We start from the raw sequence: 2,510 nt of genomic DNA, 5'->3' as shown, positions 1-2,510 counted from the left end.
GCAGGAAACGCCGGGAATGTCCGAGGGCGAGCGGTCGTTTACCGCCCGCGCGCTCGCCAGCACCCTCCCGCCGATCGGCAGCGGCAACGGTCCCGAACGTGTGGTGCAGCACGAGGTTAATCTCGACCCGCCCCAGGATGCCAAATGGATCGCGCGGTCGCGAGTGGTTTATGCGGGTGCAAGGCCGATCGACGTCTATCTGTTCGATGACCCGGTCGTTCCCGCCAATGCCGTGCCGGAAGATGCCGCGTCGATGCTGGCATGGAAATCCAACCGGCTCATCGACATGCCGATCGGAGAACTCGCGCGCACCAGCAGCACGGGCAAAGGCCCCGCGGCGTGGTGCATCGCGTTTCCAATAAAGGTGTCACACGAGGGCATCTGCACCATGACCGCCAACAGCACGAAGCGGTTGCTGCTGACCACCTACATTCGCCGCGATGACAGCGAGCCTGTCGCCAATCGCGAGGCTCTCGGGCGGCTTTTTGACGCGCTAAGAGCAATGTATGCGAAGCGGTGAGGGGCAATCATCTGATTGCCCACATCGCTAAAAGGCCGATTCCCGGTGGTCTATCACCGATCGCCAGGACAGGAAGGCGACAACTCCCTATGTTTATTTGGGTCCTGCTTCTCGCGTGGATCGGATCTGTTGTGATCGTCGTCCGCTCCTTTCCGAAGGCACCGGAGGTACGGCGTCGTCTGAATGCCCTATTGTTCATGATTATACCGTGGGGTCTCGCGATTTTCTTGGGTCCTTTCGTGATAGACCATCATGCGGTCGGCACGCACATCCGGGAACGGATGATGATCGGCCAGTATGGGGCCATGGTCCTTCTTTGCTTCATTGCTGCTCTCGGCATCGTTCAGGCGCGTGGCGCGAGACGATGCGCATCGGCGATCAGCGTCGCTAACTTCATCCCGGTCTTCCTGCTGGTCTGCGTCAGTGTCATAATCCTTGACCCCGGCTCCTGAGCAACGCGCAACGGGCGTTCTGAACCGAGCGCCGCCAACCGTCGCAGCCGCGCCGATTCGCCCGCGCCACGCCGACCCGAAGGGCATTCCGCTCGGCGCGAAGCCGGTTGTCATCTTATGTCGCAGTATCCTCCCCGACCGTTGTTTCCGCCTCGAACGCGCGATTGCCCTTGCGCTTCCACAAGGCGAGCGCGTTGTCGCGTTCGTCGCCGCGCAGTCTGTCCGCGACGGTGAGGAACGCGCCATAGAGGGTGGCGCGATCATCGTCGGTCAGATCGACCAGCCCGGCCTTGATGACCAGCCCGCCCAACTCGATCAGATGCCGCGTTCGCTCGCGACGCTGGACTTGCCACTCGCGCATGTCGGTTCGCGCCTTGCTGGCCTCAATCCTGTTGCGCATGGTCTGCGTCCGCCGCAACGCCTTGGCCGAGAGCATCAGGTCCGCCCGCAGGTTTGGCGCTCTTGCCGAGAAAGAAGGCCGCGCCCGCCTTGCGCCAGCCCTCCCGTGTCGCGGCATCCTTCACCGTGGCAGCATACAGCAACGCCCCGGCCAGCACATCGGCATCGAGCGCGTCGGCACGCGTTGCCGTCACCAGTTCGCCGAGTTGTCGCACGCGGCGTTCCTTGAGCGCCTTGGCCTTGTCGGCGAGCGCCTTGAGTTCCGAATCAAAATCCCGTGGTTTACGCATCGCAAAGTCTTTCATTGAGTGACGATGCGGCGATGATAAGATGAACCCGCCCGCGATGCAGTAGAGTCGCCGGGACTGTCTGGAACGCCATAGTCCCGTCCGAGAAATTTTCGAGAAGGGCGCGCTTATACGTCGTTCCGACGTGCGCTTCGTAGTGTAAATGGTATGCCGCTATGGCGATATACCATTTCAGCGTGCAAGTCATCAGTCGCGCGGCGGGCCGCTCCGCCGTGTCCGCCGCCGCCTATCGCGCGGGCGAACGGCTGCACGACGAGCGGCTGGATCGCGACCATGATTTCCGCGCCCGCGCCGGTGTCGAACATAGCGAGATCATGTTGCCGGAGGGCGCGCGCGAGGAATGGCGCGACCGGGAACGGCTGTGGAATGACGTAGAGGCGTTCGAGAAGCGCAAGGACGCGCAGCTTGCCCGCGAGGTTGAGTTCGCCATCCCGCGCGAGATGAGCAAGGCCGAGGGCATCGAGCTTGCCCGCGATTTCGTGGCTGCCGAGTTTGTCGATCGCGGCATGATCGCGGATTTGAATGTCCATTGGGACATGGGCGCGGACGGAAGCCCCAAGCCCCACGCCCATGTCATGCTCACCATGCGCGAGGTTGGCCCGGACGGGTTCGGCGCGAAGGTGCGCGACTGGAACGATCATGAGAATGTCGAGCGATGGCGCGAACGCTGGGCCGATCACGTCAACGCGCGGCTGGCTGAACTCGACATAGACGCGCGGATCGACCACCGGAGCTTGCACGCGCAGGGCATCGACCTTGAGCCGCAAAGCAAGATCGGCGGCCCTGCGCAGCGCATGGAACTGGCAGGACAGCTTGCCGACCGCGCCGAGG

At 63.1% G+C, this 2,510-nt stretch carries 4 protein-coding genes; 2 read left to right on the top strand and 2 right to left on the bottom strand.

The window, feature by feature from the left end:
* Positions 1–609: 609 nt before the first annotated feature.
* On the top strand, positions 610–972 hold the full coding sequence (locus BGN95_RS25385) for a hypothetical protein (RefSeq protein WP_286774403.1): 363 nt from the start codon (positions 610–612) through the stop codon (positions 970–972).
* Between the two features lie 115 nt (positions 973–1,087).
* On the opposite strand, the gene BGN95_RS25380 is transcribed toward BGN95_RS25385, so the two are convergent.
* Together BGN95_RS25380 and BGN95_RS25375 are read right to left on the bottom strand one after the other, a co-directional pair.
* Positions 1,088–1,333, bottom strand: a complete 246-nt coding sequence (locus BGN95_RS25380) for a conjugal transfer protein TraD (protein WP_286774402.1) — start codon at positions 1,331–1,333, stop codon at positions 1,088–1,090.
* A gap of 22 nt (positions 1,334–1,355) precedes the next feature.
* Positions 1,356–1,661, bottom strand: a complete 306-nt coding sequence (locus BGN95_RS25375; protein ID WP_286774430.1) for a conjugal transfer protein TraD — start codon at positions 1,659–1,661, stop codon at positions 1,356–1,358.
* Between the two features lie 173 nt (positions 1,662–1,834).
* On the opposite strand from BGN95_RS25375, the gene mobQ reads away from it, so the two are divergent.
* A partial coding sequence (mobQ, locus tag BGN95_RS25370) for a MobQ family relaxase (RefSeq protein WP_502688355.1) occupies positions 1,835–2,510 on the top strand: 676 nt, incomplete at its 3' end.

Origin of the sequence: Sphingomonas sp. 66-10 (genome assembly GCF_001897045.1) — a bacterium.
Lineage (GTDB): Bacteria > Pseudomonadota > Alphaproteobacteria > Sphingomonadales > Sphingomonadaceae > Sphingomonas > Sphingomonas lycopersici.
This window is presented reverse-complemented; position numbering and strand designations above follow the sequence as displayed.

Bases quoted from the DNA above. Each gene is read 5' to 3' on its own strand.
- BGN95_RS25380 (WP_286774402.1), bottom strand. From the start codon at position 1,333: ATGCGCGAGTGGCAAGTCCAGCGTCGCGAGCGAACGCGGCATCTGATC.
- BGN95_RS25385 (WP_286774403.1), top strand. From the start codon at position 610: ATGTTTATTTGGGTCCTGCTTCTCGCGTGGATCGGATCTGTTGTGATC.
- BGN95_RS25375 (WP_286774430.1), bottom strand. From the start codon at position 1,661: ATGCGTAAACCACGGGATTTTGATTCGGAACTCAAGGCGCTCGCCGAC.